Genomic DNA, 14,665 nt, shown 5'->3' with positions numbered 1-14,665 from the left:
GCAGGCGAAGGAGATTCTTCATGAATACTCGCGCCCTTGCCCTCATCGCCATCATTTCTGTATCGCTTGCGCCGTCTGTCGTCGCTCAGCAAGCAGACATGACGGATCCCGTTGCTGTCGAAGCGGATATCCAGCAGGCCTCCGACGAGAACGCTGCGGAAGAGCGCGACGACGAAGCAATCGAGTGCCGAAATCTGGCTCCGCGCGTGGGCACCCGCATTCCCGGCCGCCGCGTATGCCTCACCCTATTCCAGTGGAAGCAATGGGAAGAGAACACGAAGGAAGAGATGCGCGACACCGAGCGCATGGGCCTGATCCGTAATCGAGGCTGACCCATGACCGGAACAATCGTCGACCGACATGGTCCGTCGGTCGCCCGTCCATTTGGGGTTCAGCTTTACCACATAGGGTGGTAAGCGGATCAACAGGAGGATTTATGAAGAGCTTCAATATTGCTTTCGCAGCCGGCGCCGCTGCCCTGTTTCTTGTCCCCGCCGCGTCGGCAATGGCCGGCGAAAAGGGCGTGGTCGTCGGTGAAGACGACGCCAAGGCCAATGATGACGCAACGGTCCGCTGCAAGCGCCTGCCCCCGCCGGTCGGTTCGCGCATGGGCGGCAAGAAGGTCTGCAAGACCAACGCTGCATGGCGCTTGGAGCAGGAAGCTGCCGCTCAGGCAGCCCGCGAAAACCAGGATCGCAGCGGCACCGGTAACACGCGCACGAGCGGCTAAATCCCGGCGACCGATGGCTGAAGCGTGAATTTTTCACGTTTCGGCCACGCTGTGATATAGTCCCCGCAGGAGGTGAGTATGAAGAACTCGACATTTTTCCTCGCATTCGGCGCGGCTTTGATGGCGGCGCTCCCCGCGTCTGCCGTATCGGCGCTGGATCAGGAGCGTGCCCAGATCATCGACGAGAGCGACGCGAGGGCGGACGATCCTGCGACCATCGTCTGCAAGCGCCAGCCTCCGCCGGCCGGCACGCGCATCATGGGCAAGAAGGTCTGCAAGACCAATGCCGCCTGGCGCCTCGAGCAGGAAATGGCCGGTGACGCCGCTCGCGAACGGCAAGAACGCAGCGCAACGGGCAACACCCGCCAGGGCTGAGCGCCCTTAGTCGGGGTCGCGCAGGCGGTCCCACTCGACGAGTTCGTAGGCGATCGAGGTTTCGACCAGGTCGTCCCATATCTGCGCGATCTTCGCGGCAGGAAGACCGCGCCCCTCCGCATCCGCGCGGGCATTCTCGATCACTTCGGCCTTGCGCGCCTCGTCGCGCACGACATTGCGGTCGGTCTTGATGCGGGCGGCTGCGCGCATGTAGCCGAAGCGCCGGTCGAGCATTTCCATCAGCTCGCGGTCGGTCCGGTCCACGCCCATGCGCACTTCGCGCATATCGATGCAATCGTCGGGTAGCTTGAAATCGTCGCTCATGGCGCGCGCCCTGCCCCGCTTGGGCGTGCTTGTCGAGCACCTATCTTCACCCTTGACGAAGCGCGCGATACTGCTATTGGCGCGCCTTCGCGAATTGGCCCCGCACCCCGGTGAAGCGGTAGCCGCATCGAACCCAGGTTCGGTGGTGCGATGCCGGGTTCGATGGCTGCCACAGGGGCAGTCCTGCAAATTGAAGGAAATACCATGACGAAGCGCACCAGCGCCAAGTACAAGCTCGACCGCCGGATGGGTGAAAACATCTGGGGTCGCCCGAACAGCCCCGTCAACAAGCGTTCCTACGGCCCGGGCCAGCACGGCCAGCGCCGCAAGGGCAAGATGTCGGACTTCGGTCTGCAGCTGCGCGCCAAGCAGAAGCTCAAGGGCTACTACGGCGACGTGACCGAGAAGCAGTTCAAGCGCACCTACAAGGAAGCATCGGCCATGAAGGGCGACACCGGTCAGAACCTGATCGGCCTGCTCGAACAGCGCCTCGACATGGTCGTCTACCGCGCCAAGTTCGCGCCGACCATCTTCGCCGCGCGTCAGATCGTGAGCCACGGTCACATCTTCCTCAACGGCGTGAAGACCAACATCGCCTCGGCCCGCGTCAAGGTCGGCGACGTCGTTTCGCTCGGCAAGAAGGCGCAGGAAATGGCACTGGTCATCGAAGCGCAGAGCCTGCCCGAGCGTGACATTCCCGACTACGTCGCGCCCGACGGCAACGACAAGGTGACTTTCACCCGCGTGCCGAAGCTCGACGAAGTGCCCTACCCGGTCACCATGGAACCGAACCTCGTGGTCGAGTTCTACTCGCGCTAAGCCTCACGGCAGCGACACAGAAAAAGGGCGGTCCCTCGCGGGGCCGCCTTTTTTTCATGTCTATGTTATTTTTCAAAGATTTGGCGGGAACGCGGATCGATATCCACAGTTCACATTTGGCCATGACCCAATATCGCTTCATCACACCCAACCGGCGCGGAAAATGGTATCCCAGCCTCGGCGATGCCCAGGCGCGCGCCAACGCCATTGGGGCGGGCTATCTCGATGCTGCCGGCAACTTCATTGCCTATCGCGGCACCGTGCTGGAATTCCGCGAAAAAGCATCGACCTAGCGCTCGCCCGCCAAGCCTCTATGACAGCGATAAAGAAACGGGCGGCCCCTCGCGGAGCCGCCCTTCCTCGTTGGGCCCTGCCCGGACCCGATCAGGATCCGAGGTTGGCTGACAGGAAGCTATCGATCTTCACGAGCATCTGCTTGCGCGCGGCTCCGTCGTGAAGCGAGTGCGCCAGTCCTTCGAACTCGAGAAATTCGACCGGCTTGCCCGCAGCGCGCAGGGCGTCTTCCATGTTGCGCGACTGTTCGACATCGACATTGTTGTCCGCAGTTCCATGGACCAGGAGCACCGGAGCCTCGAAAGCGGCCGCATTGCGCATGGGACTACCTTGCTCGAGATACGGCCCGTCGCCGACGAACTTCTGGACGAGGCGATAGTTCGAGGTGGTGCGCTCCTCTTCGAGATACTGGCGCCAGTCCGCGACCGGGGCGATCGCCACCACCGCCTTGTAGAGGTCAGCATCGACAACTTGCGACTGGAGAGCGGTGTACCCGCCATAGGACCAGCCCACGATCGCCATTTTGTCGGGCTTGGCAATGCCTTGCGACACCAGCCACCTGCCAGCGTCGTTCACGTCGCCGATCGCAGTCCGCCATGCCTTGACCCCATTTTTGCCGAACCATTCGGCACCATAGCCCGTAGATCCCCGGAAATTGGGCTGAAGGACTGCATAGCCGCGCGCGGCAAAAAACTGCACCAGCCAGTCGAAGCCCCACTCGTCGCGCGCGGAAGGGCCTCCGTGCGGCAGGACGATCGCAGGCAGGTTCTTGCCGGTCGAGCCCACGGGCAGCGTCAGGTAACCCGGTATCTGCGTTCCGTCGGCAGCGGGGAATACGACAGGCTTCATTTCGGCAAGCTTGTGCCCTTCGGTCGTCTCGCGGATCGGCAGGAGAGGATTGAGCTGGTTCGTGTCGCGATCGAACTTGTAGAGCATGCCGGGGTCGACATCCGAACCCGTGACAAGAAGCACCTGCCGCTCGTCCTCGCTGGCACCGACGAAGCTCACAGCAGGCTTGCCGGGCAGAGCGCCACTCAATGCGCCAGCCAAGTCGCGAAATGCCGGGTCGAAGTACTTCACCAGGCGCTTTTCAGTGGCATAGCTCGCACCGATCACGCGCTGGCGCCGTCCGATTGTCACGAGCGAATCGACATCCGCACCTTCGGCGGCGAGGAGTTCCTTGCGCGCGAGGGTGCCGTCTAGCGAGATCGCGTAAAGCGTCTTGAACCCGCGGTCATCGTTGTCGAAACCGATGGCGGCATTGGTCGCAGAATCGACGGCGTAAGGTTCGAAGCCATCGATCGTCTGGCTATCGATTTCGGCACGAGAGAGCGGATTCCAGCGCTTGCTTCCTTGCTCGCGATAGAAATAGGCGAGCGTGTCCTGCGCGTAGCCACGCGGGTTGCTGTTGAGGGTGCCCTTGATCCGCACGATCCCCGCATCGTCTGCGATGTATTCGAAGGCATCCTTGTCGGGGGCCTCGACCGGCCGTTCCTTGCCTGTGACGACATCGTGCGACACAACGCCCAAACCTTCAGCCTGGTTGGCTAGACGGGTGTTGAGCGAAGATTCCTTCACGTAACCGCGCGTCACGAGGACCGACGATTCTTCTCCTTCGGCATTTAGTGAGATGATGCCTCCGCCGAAGTAAATATTGCCGTAGGCGCGCATCGACTTGCGGCCCTCGATCACATTGGGATCGGTGCCATCGGCGTTGACCGAGATCATCCTGCTGGCAGCGATATACCGACCGATGGAATCGTCCTTGCGACGCAGGATCGTCTGACAGACGAGCCGCTCTTCGGTAATCCAGTTGCAATAGGAAAGGTCACTCATGGGGTCGAGCGCTGCCAGCGCCCGCTTGGGCGGCGTTCCCGCTTCCAGATCGACCGTGTAGAGCGCCTCTCCCCCGGCCCCGACGGTACCGACATAGGCCAGCTTCTTGCCCGAAGGGGACAGGCTTGCATGGAAGATCGATTGGCGTGCGCCGAATGCCGTCGCATCTTCCTCCACTGTGCCGGCGGAAACCGACGAAGCAAGCGCGCAAAAGGACACGGCGGCGACGCCGGTGAATAGCTTTTTCATGAATTTCGACCCCTCATTTCCAAGTCGGTCGAAGATTAGCAAAGCTTATTCGCAGCGCAACCGCATAGGATAACTAATTCCGTCGAAATTCGAGCAATCGAATTCAATATCGCCCGGCGACCTGCAGCGACTTCCACACCATCGCCACGATTGCGATCGTGATCGCCCCACCCCAGAACCAGTAGGGCAGGAACAGCGCATCGGCGATGCGCCCAGTGTCCGAAAGGGCGACATGCCCGCCGACCACGGCACCCGGGCTGAACAGGTAGCCGAGGTCCTGGTAGACCGCGACCGCACCCTGCACACCGAGGAACTCGACCGCGATCCGCTGCCATTTCGCGCTTCCGCGCGCGGCGATGTAGAGCGCCGCCGCGGCAAAGGCGGGCAGGACGATCCAGCCCGTCACCGAGCGGACCCAGATCAGCGCGGTCACGAGCAGCGCGGTGGCGAGGGCGAGCAGCGCCAGCCGGGTCGCCCGGCGCGAACGTGAGGCCACGATCATCGCGCAGCCGGCCACACTCGGGCCGAGCAGGCCTGCCGCGGCGACGATCGCCTGCCCGACGGCCCAAAGCCCGCCCGAATGCTCGGCAAAGCCCGACCCGTCGGCGAAGATCACGAGGCGCTCGAAATTCGCGCCGAGCAGGGTGGCGGTGAGGCCGTGCGCCATTTCGTGCCACCAGGTCGACAGCAGGGTGAACGGCAGCAGCGCCATCGTCCCGATCCTGGTCTGCCAGGCGATGATGGTGAGCACCGCGAAGGCGACGATATAGGTCTGTTCGCGCTTGACGACCGGCTTCATCTCGTCCTCCGCATAGGGCAGGCCCCATTTCGCGGGCACGACGAGTTGCTGGGACTTATTTTCCATTGCCCCAGCCTATCGCAGGATGGCCCTAACGCAAGTAATCACTGCGGAAATTCGTCGCAAAGGTCGCGAATCGCCCTTCGGCGATGGCATCGCGCATCGCCTGCATCAGCTGCTGATAAAAGGCGATGTTGTGCTCGGTCATCAGCATAGCGCCGAGGATTTCCTGCGACTTCACCAGATGGTGGAGATAGGCGCGCGTATACGTGCCGCAGGTGTCGCAGGCGCAGCGGCCGTCGAGCGGCTCCTGATCCTCGGCGAAACGCGCATTGCGGAGGTTGATCGGGCCGTTCCAGGTGAATGCCTGGCCGTTGCGACCCGACCGGCTCGGCAGCACGCAATCGAACATGTCGACCCCCCGCTCGACCGCGCCGACGAGGTCGTCGGGCTTGCCCACGCCCATCAGATAGCGCGGGCGGTCGGCAGGGAGCTGGCCGGGAGCGAAGTCGAGCGTGGCGAACATCGCCTCCTGCCCCTCGCCCACTGCGAGCCCGCCGATCGCATAGCCGTCGAAGCCGATCTCGGCGAGCTTCTCGGCGCTGACCTTGCGCAACTCCTCGTCGAGCGCGCCCTGCTGGATGCCGAACAGCGCCGCACGGGCCGCATGTTCCCCGCCCGCATTGAAGCCGTCGCGGCTGCGCTTCGCCCAGCGCATCGACATTTCCATGCTCGCGGCGATCTCGTCGCGTGGACGGTCGGCACGCGGGCATTCGTCGAAAGCCATGACGATGTCGCTGCCGAGCAGGCGCTGGATCTCCATGCTGCGCTCGGGCGTCAGCATGTGCTTCGAGCCGTCGATATGGCTGCGGAATTCGACGCCCTTCTCGGTCAACTTCCGGAGCTCGGACAGGCTCATCACCTGGTAGCCGCCGCTGTCGGTCAGGATCGGGCGCGGCCAGTTCATGAACTTGTGCAGCCCGCCGAGCCGAGCGACACGCTCGGCCCCGGGGCGCAGCATAAGGTGGTAGGTATTGCCGAGGATGATGTCCGCCCCGGTCTTGCGCACCGTCTCGGGCTTGAGCGCCTTGACCGTCGCCGCGGTGCCCACGGGCATGAAGGCAGGCGTGCGAATTTCGCCGCGCAACATCTCGATGCGGCCCGTACGGGCAGCGCCATCGGTGGCTTGGATGGTGAAGGCGAAACGTTCTGGCATGGTCAGAACCCGTAGATCAGGGTCGCGCGGGTCAGCGTGTCGGTGGAAACCTTTCCGACCGGAGGACTGCTGTCGTAGTCGAGCTGGTACGACATCCGGGCGCGCAAGCGGTCGCTGACCACGAAGTCGAGCCCGGTCACGAAGTTGATCGTCGTGTTCGCGCTGTCGATCAGGACGACGGCCTCGCCACCGGTCTCGGCGACGGCGCTCGCGTCCTGGGTCAGTGTCAGCCGGTCGAAGACCTTCCAGTCGAAATCGAGCCCGGCGAGAGCGGCGATGCGACTGTCCTTTCGTCCGTCTGTAAAGTCGGTGACGCGGTAGGCGGGGCCAGCCTTGAGCGACAGGCTCAGGCCATCCCTGGCGAGTACCTGATAGCCGAGGCCGCCGGAAATCGCGTAGCGCGCGTCGATACCCTGGATCTGGTCACGCTCGAACTGCGACAGGCCGTAGGCGAAGAGATTCTCGTCGAACTGCCAGCGCGGTTCATAGGCGAGAAACAGCTGTTCGCGACTCGTTACGCCATTCTGCCGTTGGTAGTCGAAGCGGGCGCGCAGGCGATGCGACCAGTCGATCCCCTCGCGCTTGAGCTTGAGCCCCGCGGTGATGCCGACGGTATTGCTGTTGCCGCTCGACTGGAAGCCGCCGAGTTCGCCCTCGCCCTTCCACATGTCGAACAGGCCGGCATTGCGGATTGTCTGCTCTTTCTGCTTCTCGGCCTCTGCCTGCTTCGCGGCGAAAGAGGCTTCGAAGGCGGATGCCACCGCATCGATCTCGGCGGAGTCATCGGGCCAGGTGCTGCGCGCGAGGTCGAGCACGGTGGCGACCTTGGCCTTGTCCCCCGTCGCGAGCGCTGCGTCGATCATCGCTCGCGTGCCTTCGGGGAGTTCGGCCCGCGCAGGAACGGCTGTGCTGGCCAGCAGGAGGGGAGGAAGCAGCAGGAGGAAACGCATCACACGCGCCTAGCGGCTTGTGCGCCTGCACGCCAACCCGCAATCGTATGCGTGGGGTCAGGCGCGCAGGCGCCAACCCGTGCGGAAGATATATGCAATCACCGCGATACATGCGGCAAGGAAGCCGAGCGTGATCGCGAAGCTCAGGCCGATGTCGACATCGGCCTTGCCATAGAAGGTCCAACGCAGCCCGCTGACGAGGTAGACGATCGGGTTCGCCAGCGCGATGGTGTCCCACGGCTTGGGCAGCATCTTGATCGAGTAGAACGTCCCGCCAAGGAAGGTCAGCGGGGTGAGGAAGAGCATCGGGATGATGCCGAGCTTTTCGAAATTGTCGGCCCAGATGCCGAGGATGAAGCCGAACAGGCTGAAGGCCGCGGCGACCAGCATGATATAGACCAGCGCCAGCAACGGGTGCGCGATCGAATAGTCGACGAACAGCCGCGCGGTGACGAGGATGATCGTCGCGAGGATCAGGCTCTTGGTCATCGCCGCGCCGACGAAGCCGAGCAGCGTTTCCGCGACGCCGACCGGCGCGCTGAGCAATTCGTAGATCGTCCCAGTGAAGCGCGGCATGTAGATGCCGAAACTGGAATTGCTGGTGGTCTCGCCGAGCAGGGTGAGCATCAGCAGGCCGGGGATGATGAAGGCGCCATAGTCGACTCCGCCGAGATCGGGCATGCGCCCTCCGATGGCCGCGCCGAAGACGATGAAATAGAGCGAGGTGGTCAGAACCGGTGCGAGCACCGACTGGAAGGCGGTGCGCAGGAAACGCATCAGCTCGCGCGTGTAGATCGACCAGGTCGAGCGCCAGGAAATCATGCTGCGCCCTCCCCTTCGCCGAGCAGCGAGACGAAGATGTCCTCGAGGCTGCTCTCGCGCGTGTCGATGCCGGTGTAGTCGATGCCGGAGACGATCAGCGCCTTGGTCAGCGCGGCGACCTCGGCCTTGCCCTTGCCGGTCCCATCCCCGCCGCGATAGCAGAGCGAGGTCCCGCCCGCTTCGAGTTCGACGGGGAAGTGCGCGATCTCCGGCGGCAGCGATGCCAGCGGCTTGGCGAGCGTGATATGCGCCTCGGTGCGCCCGAGCCGCGCCATCATGGCGTCCTTCTCGTCGACCATCAGCAACTTGCCGCGATTGATGATGCCGACGCGGTCGGCCATCATCTCGGCTTCCTCGATGTAATGCGTGGTGAGGATGATCGTCACGCCGCGCCCGCGCATCTCGTCGATGATCGCCCACATGCCCTTGCGCAGCTCGACGTCGACGCCCGCGGTGGGCTCGTCGAGAAACAGCAGGTCGGGTTCGTGCGCCAGCGCCTTGGCGATCAGCACGCGCCGCTTCATCCCTCCCGACAGCGCCATGATGCGCTCATCGCGCTTGTCCCACAGGCTGAGCGATCTCAGGATTTCTTCGATCCGCGCGGGATCGGGGGCCAGGCCGAAGAGGCCGCGCGAATAGCTGACGGCGCGCCTGACCGGTTCAAACATGTCGGTGGCGAGTTCCTGCGGCACCAGCCCGATCCGACTGCGCGCCTGGCGCCAGTCGCTCGCCATGTCGTGCCCGAAGGCGCGGATCGTACCCGATGTCGGCCGCACGATCCCGCACACCGCCCCAATCAGCGTGGTCTTGCCCGCGCCATTGGGCCCGAGCAGCGCGAATATCTCGCCCTTGCGGATGGTGAGATCGACATCGTCGAGCGCCTTCAACCCGCCGGGATAGACCTTCGACAGGCCGCTGAGTTCGAGAATCGGATCCACGCCCTCCTAGCTAGCGGCGATCCAGTTGCCGTGGAAGCCCGGCGGGATGAGATGCGGGACATGGACCGATGCGACCGGATCGAGGCTCATCGCATCGAGGATCTCGAGAGCGCTGGTGCCTTCCTTGCGATCGATGACATAGCCCATCACCCAACCGTCTCCCTCGGGCGCATCGGCGCTGCGCGGAACGAAGACGAACTCGCCCGGGATGCGGCCCTCGCCGAAATCGCGCTGCGCACGCTCGCCCGTGGCGAGATCGTGACGGTAGAGCGGCATAGGCGCGACGAATTCAAGGTCGCCGTCCTCGGGCAGTCCCATCGCCCAGAGATAGCGATAGGCACGGGTGAAATAGCGCTCGTCGGGGCGCGGGAATTCCTGTCCCGACGCGTCCAGCGTTTCGCGCACGACCTTCCCGCCGCTGCCGTCGAGCGTCCAGCGTTCGAGCCCGAGCGACTTGCCATAGGGCCCCGCCATCTCGCCGTCGAAGATCGTCTCGTAGGCGCAGAGGTCGATCACGACGCGGCCGGACTCGTCCTCGAAACTGTTGCCGACGTGGAAGACGTAGCAGGGATCGACCTCGTGCCAGACAACCTGGTCGCCCGATCCGTCACGCGGCAGCAGGCCGACGCGGGCGCGGTGTTCGCGGTTCCAGCGATAGGGGAACTTGTGTCCAGCAATCAGCGCCTGCATCGAGAAGGTCACCGGCAGGTCGAGGATGACGACGTAATTCTCGGTCAGCGCGCAATCATGGATCGAGGGCCCGTCCTGAACGGCGATCGACGTCTCGCGCAGCACGCGGCCCGTGCTGTCGAGAGCCACGTGGCGGATCGTATCGGCCGACGTACCGTCGTAGCAAATGGCGTGGAATTCGCCGGTCGTCGGGCATTGGTGCGGATGAGCGGTGAAGGATCCGGTCAGCCCGCCGCCGAAGTCGGAATAGGCGACGCTGTCGAGATTCCCGTCGAGTTCGACGGGAAAGCTGCTGGCTTCGACCAACGCCATGATCTTGCCGCCTATATCGAGCACGTTGGTGTTGACGGTATCGCCGAAGCCGCGGCGGGGGCCGCCAACGGCGGCGGGGCCACCCTTCCCCTCGAGATCGCGCGAGCGGATGTACCGGTTGCGATACCATTCGGCCTTGCCATCGCGCAGACGCACGCCGTGGACCATGCCGTCGCCGATGAACCAGTGGTGGCCCTTGCTTCCTTCGCCAAAGGGGTTCGGACCGATCCGGACATAGCGCCCGTCGAGTTCGGGCGGGATGCTGCCGGTCACTTCGAGCTGGTCGAGAGTGAATTCCTCGGTCAGCGGCGTATGCACGCCTTTCAGGAACGGATTGTCCTTCGCCCCGGGCAGGCGCGAGCGGTTGAAACTGGCCACGGCCTGGATCGCCGGGGTGACTGCCTTGCGGATGGTTTTCTCGATGACACTTGCCATGACCGACTCGCTCCGGTTAAAGTGAACGCTGTAAACATAGGGTCAATGATAACAGTGTCAACATCGAATGAAGCTTATCATCACGGCAATTTGCGCGACGCCCTGCTCGCAGCCGGCCTGTCGGCGCTGGAGGGTGCCGAGGGAAAGGCGCCGTCGCTGCGCGAGTTGGCCCGGGCCGTCGGCGTCTCGCCCACGGCAGTCTATCGCCACTTCCCTGACAAGCATGCGCTCGACAAGGCGCTGGCGCTCGAAGGATTGCAACTGCTCGGCCAGGAGCAGGCCGAGGCAGCCGCAAAGGTCGGCGGTGGAAGCGCGGGCTTTGCAGAAACCGGGCGCGCTTACGTCCGCTTCGCGCTAGCGCATCCCGCGCTGTTCCGGCTGATGTTCACGCAAGGCGAACCGATCGAGCATGCTGGGCACGCCGACCCCGCGCGTGAATTGCTCACCGCCAACACGCGCGCGCTGGCGGGCGATCCCGAGAAGGCGGAGACGCTGGCGTTGCAAGCTTGGTCGATCGCGCATGGCCTCGCCATGCTCATGCTCGACGGGAGGATTCCGGCCGACGACGCCCTGATCGAGCGGATGCTCGATACGCGCAGCCTGTTCCCGCAGTCAGGGTAGCAGTAGCGACGAATCGCCGTAGCTGTAGAAGCGGTATTCCTCCGCGATAGCGTGGTTGTAGGCCGCCATCATCCGCTCGCGCCCCATCAGCGCGCTCACCAACATCATCAGCGTCGACTTGGGCAGGTGGAAATTGGTCATCAGCCCGTCGACTGCGCGAAATTGGTATCCCGGCGTGATGAAGATGGCGGTGTCGCCCGCGAAGGGACGGATCACGCCATCCTCGCCCGTCGCGCTTTCGAGCAGGCGCAGGCTGGTCGTACCGACCGCGATCACCCTGCCCCCGGCCCCGCCTACGGCATTCAGGCGTTCGGCTGTCTCGGGTTCGATCCGGCCCCATTCGGCATGCATCGCGTGGTCGTCGGTATCGTCGGCCTTGACCGGGAGGAAAGTCCCCGCCCCAACATGCAGCGTCAGCGTCTCGCTGCCGATGCCCGCCTCATCGAGCGCCGCGATCAGCTCGGGTGTGAAATGGAGCGCAGCAGTCGGCGCGGCAACGGCGCCGTCCTCTGCCGCGAACATGGTCTGGTAGTCCTCGCGGTCGCGCTCGTCGGTGTCGCGCTTGCCCGCGATATAGGGCGGCAACGGCATGCGCCCGGCGCGTTCGAGCAGCACCTCGACCGGTTCCTCGCCCTCGAAGAAGAGCACGACACTGCCGTCCGGCAGACGCTCCTCGGCCACTGCGGTGACCCCGCCGCCGAATTCGGCGACATCGCCGACGCGCAGCCGCTTGGCGTTGCGGACGAAGGCCTGCCAGCGCCGCAGATCGATGCGCTTGTGCAGCGTCGCGCCGATCTTCGCCTCGCCGCGACGCCCTTCGAGCTGTGCCGGGATGACGCGCGTGTCGTTGAAGACGAGGACGTCGCCCGCGCGCAACAGCTGCGGCAGATCGCGCACGCCGCGATCCTCGAACGGGCCATCGCTCCGGACCACGAGCATGCGCGCCGCATCGCGCGGCCGCGCCGGGCGCAGCGCGATCCGTTCGGGCGGCAGTTCGAAATCGAAAAGGTCGACTTTCATCGCGCCGCCCCTAGTCCGGGTGCGGCGCGATGAAAAGTCAGTTGCCGAGCGGCGCGTTCAGATCGTCGGCGGTGATTTCCTCGCCGGCGACCTGCGGTGCGGGCATTGGCGGAACCGGCTTGTGGTCGGCGGCGATCGAAGCCTGCAGGATGCGCGTCGGATTGGCGGGCGGCTCGCCGCGCTGGATCGCGTCGACGGCCGCCATGTTGGAGATCACGCGCCCGAAATTGGTGTAATTGGTATCGAGGTTGAAGCGCGGATAGAAGACGATGAAGAACTGGCTGTTGGCGCTATCCTCGCTCGCAGCGCGGGCCATCGAGACGGTGCCGCGGACATGCGGCATCGGATTGAACTCCTCGGCCAGGTCGGGCAGCTGCGAACCGCCGGTACCGGTCCCCGTCGGGTCGCCGGTTTGGGCCATGAAGCCGTCGATCACGCGGTGGAAGATGATGCCGTCGTAGAAGCCCTGCCGGGTCAGCGTCTTGATCCGTTCGACATGCTGCGGCGCCCAGTCGGGCTTCAACCTGATCGCCACGCGCTGACCATTGGACAGGTCGAGCAGGAGAATGTTCTCGAGATCTTCCTCGACATCGAAATTGACCGGTGAATAGACCCGCGTATCGGCGGTGGTTTCCTGCGTGGCGGCCTCTTCCGTCGCGGGTTCGTCCTGCGCATGGGCGGCAAAGGGCGTCGCGGCGAGGGTCAACGCGGCGGCAAGGGCAAGCGAAGTCTTGAGCATTGTCATTCCGTAGCAATGTCCTGGATGGCGGACCGTCTAACGAGGGGTGACTGTCCGTTCAATGAATAGGTTGGCAGCGGTCCTCAACCGCCCTTGCGGCCCTGCTCGCGGACCCGGGCCTCGACATCCTCGCGCACCTTGGGGGTGACGAACTTGTCGATCGGCCCGCCGTAGAGCGCGATTTCCTTGACCAGCCGGCTCGCGATCGGCTGCAGTTCGACATCCGCCATCAGGAAGACGGTCTCGATCCGGTCGTTGAGCTGCCGGTTCATGCCGGTCAGCTGGTACTCGTATTCGAAATCGGTCACCCCGCGGATTCCGCGGATGACGATGCCGGCATTCATCTGCTCGGCGAAATCCATCAGCAGCGAATTGAAACCGACCACGCGAATGGAGTCGCATTCGATCTTGGCGACCTCGCGCTCGACCATGGCGATCCGCTCGTCGTCGTCGAACATCGGCGATTTCGCGATATTGGTGGTAACACCGATGATGAGCTCGTCGACCAGCTTCGCGCCGCGCTCGATGATGTCCATGTGGCCGAGCGTGATCGGGTCGAAGGTTCCCGGGTAGATGCCGATTCGCTTGGCCATCAGTGGTCCCTCCTGACGATGAATTGCGCCAGCTCGACCAGCAGCCGTGCGTCCTCGCCATGGCCGGCCAGGTGCCGCCCCGCCTGTTCGACCAGCATTTCCGCCTGCGCGCGCGCCTGTTCGGCGCCCATCAGCGTGACGAAGGTCTGCTTGCCCTGCCCCGCGTCTTTGCGCAGCGCCTTGCCCGCCTTGGTCTCGTCGCCTTCGACATCGAGCAAATCGTCGGCGATCTGGAAGGCGAGCCCGATGTCGCGGGCATAGGCGCGCAGATGCGTGCGCCCCTCGGGCGGGATGCGACCGAGCACCGCGCCCATCTCGACGCTGGCGGCGAGTAGCGCACCCGTCTTGAGCTGCTGGAGGCGGGTGATCTGCCGCAGGTCGTAGGCCTGCTGCTCGGACACGATGTCCATCATCTGCCCCCCGGCCATACCCTCGTGACCGCTGGCGCGCGCGAGCGTCGCGACCAGTTCGGCGCGCACGAAGGGATCGGAGCTGGTATCCGGCTGGGTCAGGATGTCGAAAGCGAGCGCATGGAGGCAGTCACCCGCCAGCACCGCGGTCGCCTCGTCAAACTTGCGGTGCAGCGTCGGCTTGCCATGGCGCAATTCGTCGTCGTCCATGCAGGGCAAGTCGTCATGGATCAGCGAGTAGGCATGGATCGCCTCGATCGCACAGCCGGCGTTGACCGCCGCGTCGCGATTGACGCCGTAAAGCTCCGCCGTGGCGACCACCAGCAGGGGCCGCACGCGCTTGCCCCCGCCGATCGCCGCATAGCGCATCGCCTCGACCAGCCGCGCCCGTGTATCCTGCGGCACGGGCAGGAAGGCGTCGAAGGCACTGTCGACTTCGTCCTGGATCCGTTCGAAGGCATCGCCAAGCAGATCGGGCATCGCCGTCATCACG

18 protein-coding genes are annotated in these 14,665 nt (G+C 64.4%); 6 read left to right on the top strand and 12 right to left on the bottom strand.

Annotation, left to right across the window (positions count from 1 at the left end; translation table 11 throughout):
* Positions 1 to 20 precede the first annotated feature (20 nt).
* The 3 genes from K3181_RS14405 to K3181_RS14395 all read left to right on the top strand — a co-directional run bounded on the left by K3181_RS14405 (position 21) and on the right by K3181_RS14395 (position 1,105).
* On the top strand, positions 21 to 332 hold the full coding sequence (locus K3181_RS14405) for a hypothetical protein (protein ID WP_221603823.1): 312 nt from the start codon (positions 21 to 23) through the stop codon (positions 330 to 332).
* A gap of 104 nt (positions 333 to 436) precedes the next feature.
* Complete coding sequence (locus K3181_RS14400; RefSeq protein ID WP_221603822.1) at positions 437 to 730, top strand: hypothetical protein; 294 nt, start codon at positions 437 to 439, stop codon at positions 728 to 730.
* A gap of 78 nt (positions 731 to 808) precedes the next feature.
* The gene (locus K3181_RS14395) at positions 809 to 1,105 is read left to right on the top strand and encodes a hypothetical protein (RefSeq protein ID WP_221603821.1); all 297 of its coding nucleotides are present in this window, start codon (positions 809 to 811) and stop codon (positions 1,103 to 1,105) included.
* A gap of 6 nt (positions 1,106 to 1,111) precedes the next feature.
* On the opposite strand, the gene K3181_RS14390 is transcribed toward K3181_RS14395, so the two are convergent.
* A complete protein-coding gene (locus tag K3181_RS14390) occupies positions 1,112 to 1,429 on the bottom strand; it encodes a chorismate mutase (protein ID WP_221603820.1) in 318 nt (105 codons plus the stop codon).
* 204 nt (positions 1,430 to 1,633) lie between these two features.
* Here K3181_RS14390 and rpsD point away from each other — a divergent pair, with 204 nt between their 5' ends.
* Both rpsD and K3181_RS14380 read left to right on the top strand, forming a co-directional pair.
* Entirely contained in the window at positions 1,634 to 2,248 is a 615-nt protein-coding gene (gene rpsD / locus K3181_RS14385) for a 30S ribosomal protein S4 (RefSeq protein WP_221603819.1), read from the top strand.
* 122 nt (positions 2,249 to 2,370) lie between these two features.
* The gene (locus K3181_RS14380) at positions 2,371 to 2,541 is read left to right on the top strand and encodes a hypothetical protein (RefSeq protein WP_221603818.1); all 171 of its coding nucleotides are present in this window, start codon (positions 2,371 to 2,373) and stop codon (positions 2,539 to 2,541) included.
* Positions 2,542 to 2,632: 91 nt separating this feature from the next.
* Here the strand turns inward: K3181_RS14380 and K3181_RS14375 are convergent, their stop codons facing one another.
* The 7 genes from K3181_RS14375 to K3181_RS14345 form a co-directional block, all read right to left on the bottom strand.
* On the bottom strand, positions 2,633 to 4,627 hold the full coding sequence (locus tag K3181_RS14375) for an alpha/beta hydrolase family protein (RefSeq protein ID WP_221603817.1): 1,995 nt from the start codon (positions 4,625 to 4,627) through the stop codon (positions 2,633 to 2,635).
* A 103-nt stretch (positions 4,628 to 4,730) separates the two neighbouring features.
* Positions 4,731 to 5,492: a M50 family metallopeptidase gene (locus K3181_RS14370; RefSeq protein WP_247715172.1), complete on the bottom strand. Its 762-nt coding sequence runs from the start codon at positions 5,490 to 5,492 to the stop codon at positions 4,731 to 4,733.
* Positions 5,493 to 5,517: 25 nt separating this feature from the next.
* On the bottom strand, positions 5,518 to 6,642 hold the full coding sequence (gene tgt / locus K3181_RS14365; protein WP_221603816.1) for a tRNA guanosine(34) transglycosylase Tgt: 1,125 nt from the start codon (positions 6,640 to 6,642) through the stop codon (positions 5,518 to 5,520).
* Positions 6,643 to 6,644: 2 nt separating this feature from the next.
* Positions 6,645 to 7,592, bottom strand: a complete 948-nt coding sequence (locus K3181_RS14360; protein WP_221603815.1) for a DUF481 domain-containing protein — start codon at positions 7,590 to 7,592, stop codon at positions 6,645 to 6,647.
* A 57-nt stretch (positions 7,593 to 7,649) separates the two neighbouring features.
* Positions 7,650 to 8,414, bottom strand: coding sequence for an ABC transporter permease (locus K3181_RS14355; protein WP_221603814.1), 765 nt, complete (start codon positions 8,412 to 8,414; stop codon positions 7,650 to 7,652).
* Positions 8,411 to 9,352 carry an ABC transporter ATP-binding protein gene (locus K3181_RS14350; RefSeq protein ID WP_221603813.1) on the bottom strand — a complete coding sequence of 314 codons (942 nt, stop codon included), beginning with the start codon at positions 9,350 to 9,352 and terminating at the stop codon, positions 8,411 to 8,413. Before K3181_RS14350 ends, K3181_RS14355 begins: the two co-directional genes overlap by 4 nt.
* Before the next feature lie 6 nt (positions 9,353 to 9,358).
* On the bottom strand, positions 9,359 to 10,789 hold the full coding sequence (locus K3181_RS14345) for an 8'-apo-carotenoid 13,14-cleaving dioxygenase (protein ID WP_221603812.1): 1,431 nt from the start codon (positions 10,787 to 10,789) through the stop codon (positions 9,359 to 9,361).
* A gap of 45 nt (positions 10,790 to 10,834) precedes the next feature.
* Between K3181_RS14345 and K3181_RS14340 the strand changes: the two genes are divergently transcribed.
* Positions 10,835 to 11,410, top strand: coding sequence for a TetR/AcrR family transcriptional regulator (locus K3181_RS14340; protein WP_221603811.1), 576 nt, complete (start codon positions 10,835 to 10,837; stop codon positions 11,408 to 11,410).
* On the opposite strand, the gene queA is transcribed toward K3181_RS14340, so the two are convergent.
* The 4 genes from queA to K3181_RS14320 all read right to left on the bottom strand — a co-directional run bounded on the left by queA (position 11,402) and on the right by K3181_RS14320 (position 14,661).
* Entirely contained in the window at positions 11,402 to 12,430 is a 1,029-nt protein-coding gene (queA, locus tag K3181_RS14335; RefSeq protein ID WP_221603810.1) for a tRNA preQ1(34) S-adenosylmethionine ribosyltransferase-isomerase QueA, read from the bottom strand. The genes K3181_RS14340 and queA overlap by 9 nt on opposite strands.
* Before the next feature lie 37 nt (positions 12,431 to 12,467).
* Positions 12,468 to 13,169 carry a peptidylprolyl isomerase gene (locus K3181_RS14330; RefSeq protein WP_221604027.1) on the bottom strand — a complete coding sequence of 234 codons (702 nt, stop codon included), beginning with the start codon at positions 13,167 to 13,169 and terminating at the stop codon, positions 12,468 to 12,470.
* Positions 13,170 to 13,252: 83 nt separating this feature from the next.
* A complete protein-coding gene (gene coaD, locus K3181_RS14325; protein WP_221604026.1) occupies positions 13,253 to 13,765 on the bottom strand; it encodes a pantetheine-phosphate adenylyltransferase in 513 nt (170 codons plus the stop codon).
* Positions 13,762 to 14,661 carry a polyprenyl synthetase family protein gene (locus K3181_RS14320; protein ID WP_247715184.1) on the bottom strand — a complete coding sequence of 300 codons (900 nt, stop codon included), beginning with the start codon at positions 14,659 to 14,661 and terminating at the stop codon, positions 13,762 to 13,764. The genes coaD and K3181_RS14320 overlap by 4 nt, the downstream gene beginning before the upstream one ends.
* Between the last annotated feature and the right edge of the window lie 4 nt (positions 14,662 to 14,665).

Origin of the sequence: Qipengyuania mesophila, assembly GCF_019711655.1 — a bacterium.
Taxonomy (GTDB): domain Bacteria; phylum Pseudomonadota; class Alphaproteobacteria; order Sphingomonadales; family Sphingomonadaceae; genus Qipengyuania; species Qipengyuania mesophila.
Note: the sequence above shows the minus strand (reverse complement) of the source record. Positions and strands in the feature narration are given on the sequence as shown.

Excerpts from the sequence above, each read along its gene's own strand:
- K3181_RS14345 (WP_221603812.1), bottom strand. The coding sequence starts at position 10,789 with ATGGCAAGTGTCATCGAGAAAACCATCCGCAAGGCAGTCACCCCGGCG.
- K3181_RS14340 (WP_221603811.1), top strand. The coding sequence starts at position 10,835 with ATGATAACAGTGTCAACATCGAATGAAGCTTATCATCACGGCAATTTG.
- K3181_RS14395 (WP_221603821.1), top strand. The coding sequence starts at position 809 with ATGAAGAACTCGACATTTTTCCTCGCATTCGGCGCGGCTTTGATGGCG.
- K3181_RS14390 (WP_221603820.1), bottom strand. The coding sequence starts at position 1,429 with ATGAGCGACGATTTCAAGCTACCCGACGATTGCATCGATATGCGCGAA.
- tgt (WP_221603816.1), bottom strand. The coding sequence starts at position 6,642 with ATGCCAGAACGTTTCGCCTTCACCATCCAAGCCACCGATGGCGCTGCC.
- K3181_RS14330 (WP_221604027.1), bottom strand. The coding sequence starts at position 13,169 with ATGCTCAAGACTTCGCTTGCCCTTGCCGCCGCGTTGACCCTCGCCGCG.
- queA (WP_221603810.1), bottom strand. The coding sequence starts at position 12,430 with ATGAAAGTCGACCTTTTCGATTTCGAACTGCCGCCCGAACGGATCGCG.
- K3181_RS14360 (WP_221603815.1), bottom strand. The coding sequence starts at position 7,592 with ATGCGTTTCCTCCTGCTGCTTCCTCCCCTCCTGCTGGCCAGCACAGCC.
- K3181_RS14320 (WP_247715184.1), bottom strand. The coding sequence starts at position 14,661 with ATGACGGCGATGCCCGATCTGCTTGGCGATGCCTTCGAACGGATCCAG.
- K3181_RS14400 (WP_221603822.1), top strand. The coding sequence starts at position 437 with ATGAAGAGCTTCAATATTGCTTTCGCAGCCGGCGCCGCTGCCCTGTTT.
- rpsD (WP_221603819.1), top strand. The coding sequence starts at position 1,634 with ATGACGAAGCGCACCAGCGCCAAGTACAAGCTCGACCGCCGGATGGGT.
- K3181_RS14355 (WP_221603814.1), bottom strand. The coding sequence starts at position 8,414 with ATGATTTCCTGGCGCTCGACCTGGTCGATCTACACGCGCGAGCTGATG.
- K3181_RS14370 (WP_247715172.1), bottom strand. The coding sequence starts at position 5,492 with ATGGAAAATAAGTCCCAGCAACTCGTCGTGCCCGCGAAATGGGGCCTG.
- K3181_RS14380 (WP_221603818.1), top strand. The coding sequence starts at position 2,371 with ATGACCCAATATCGCTTCATCACACCCAACCGGCGCGGAAAATGGTAT.
- K3181_RS14375 (WP_221603817.1), bottom strand. The coding sequence starts at position 4,627 with ATGAAAAAGCTATTCACCGGCGTCGCCGCCGTGTCCTTTTGCGCGCTT.
- K3181_RS14405 (WP_221603823.1), top strand. The coding sequence starts at position 21 with ATGAATACTCGCGCCCTTGCCCTCATCGCCATCATTTCTGTATCGCTT.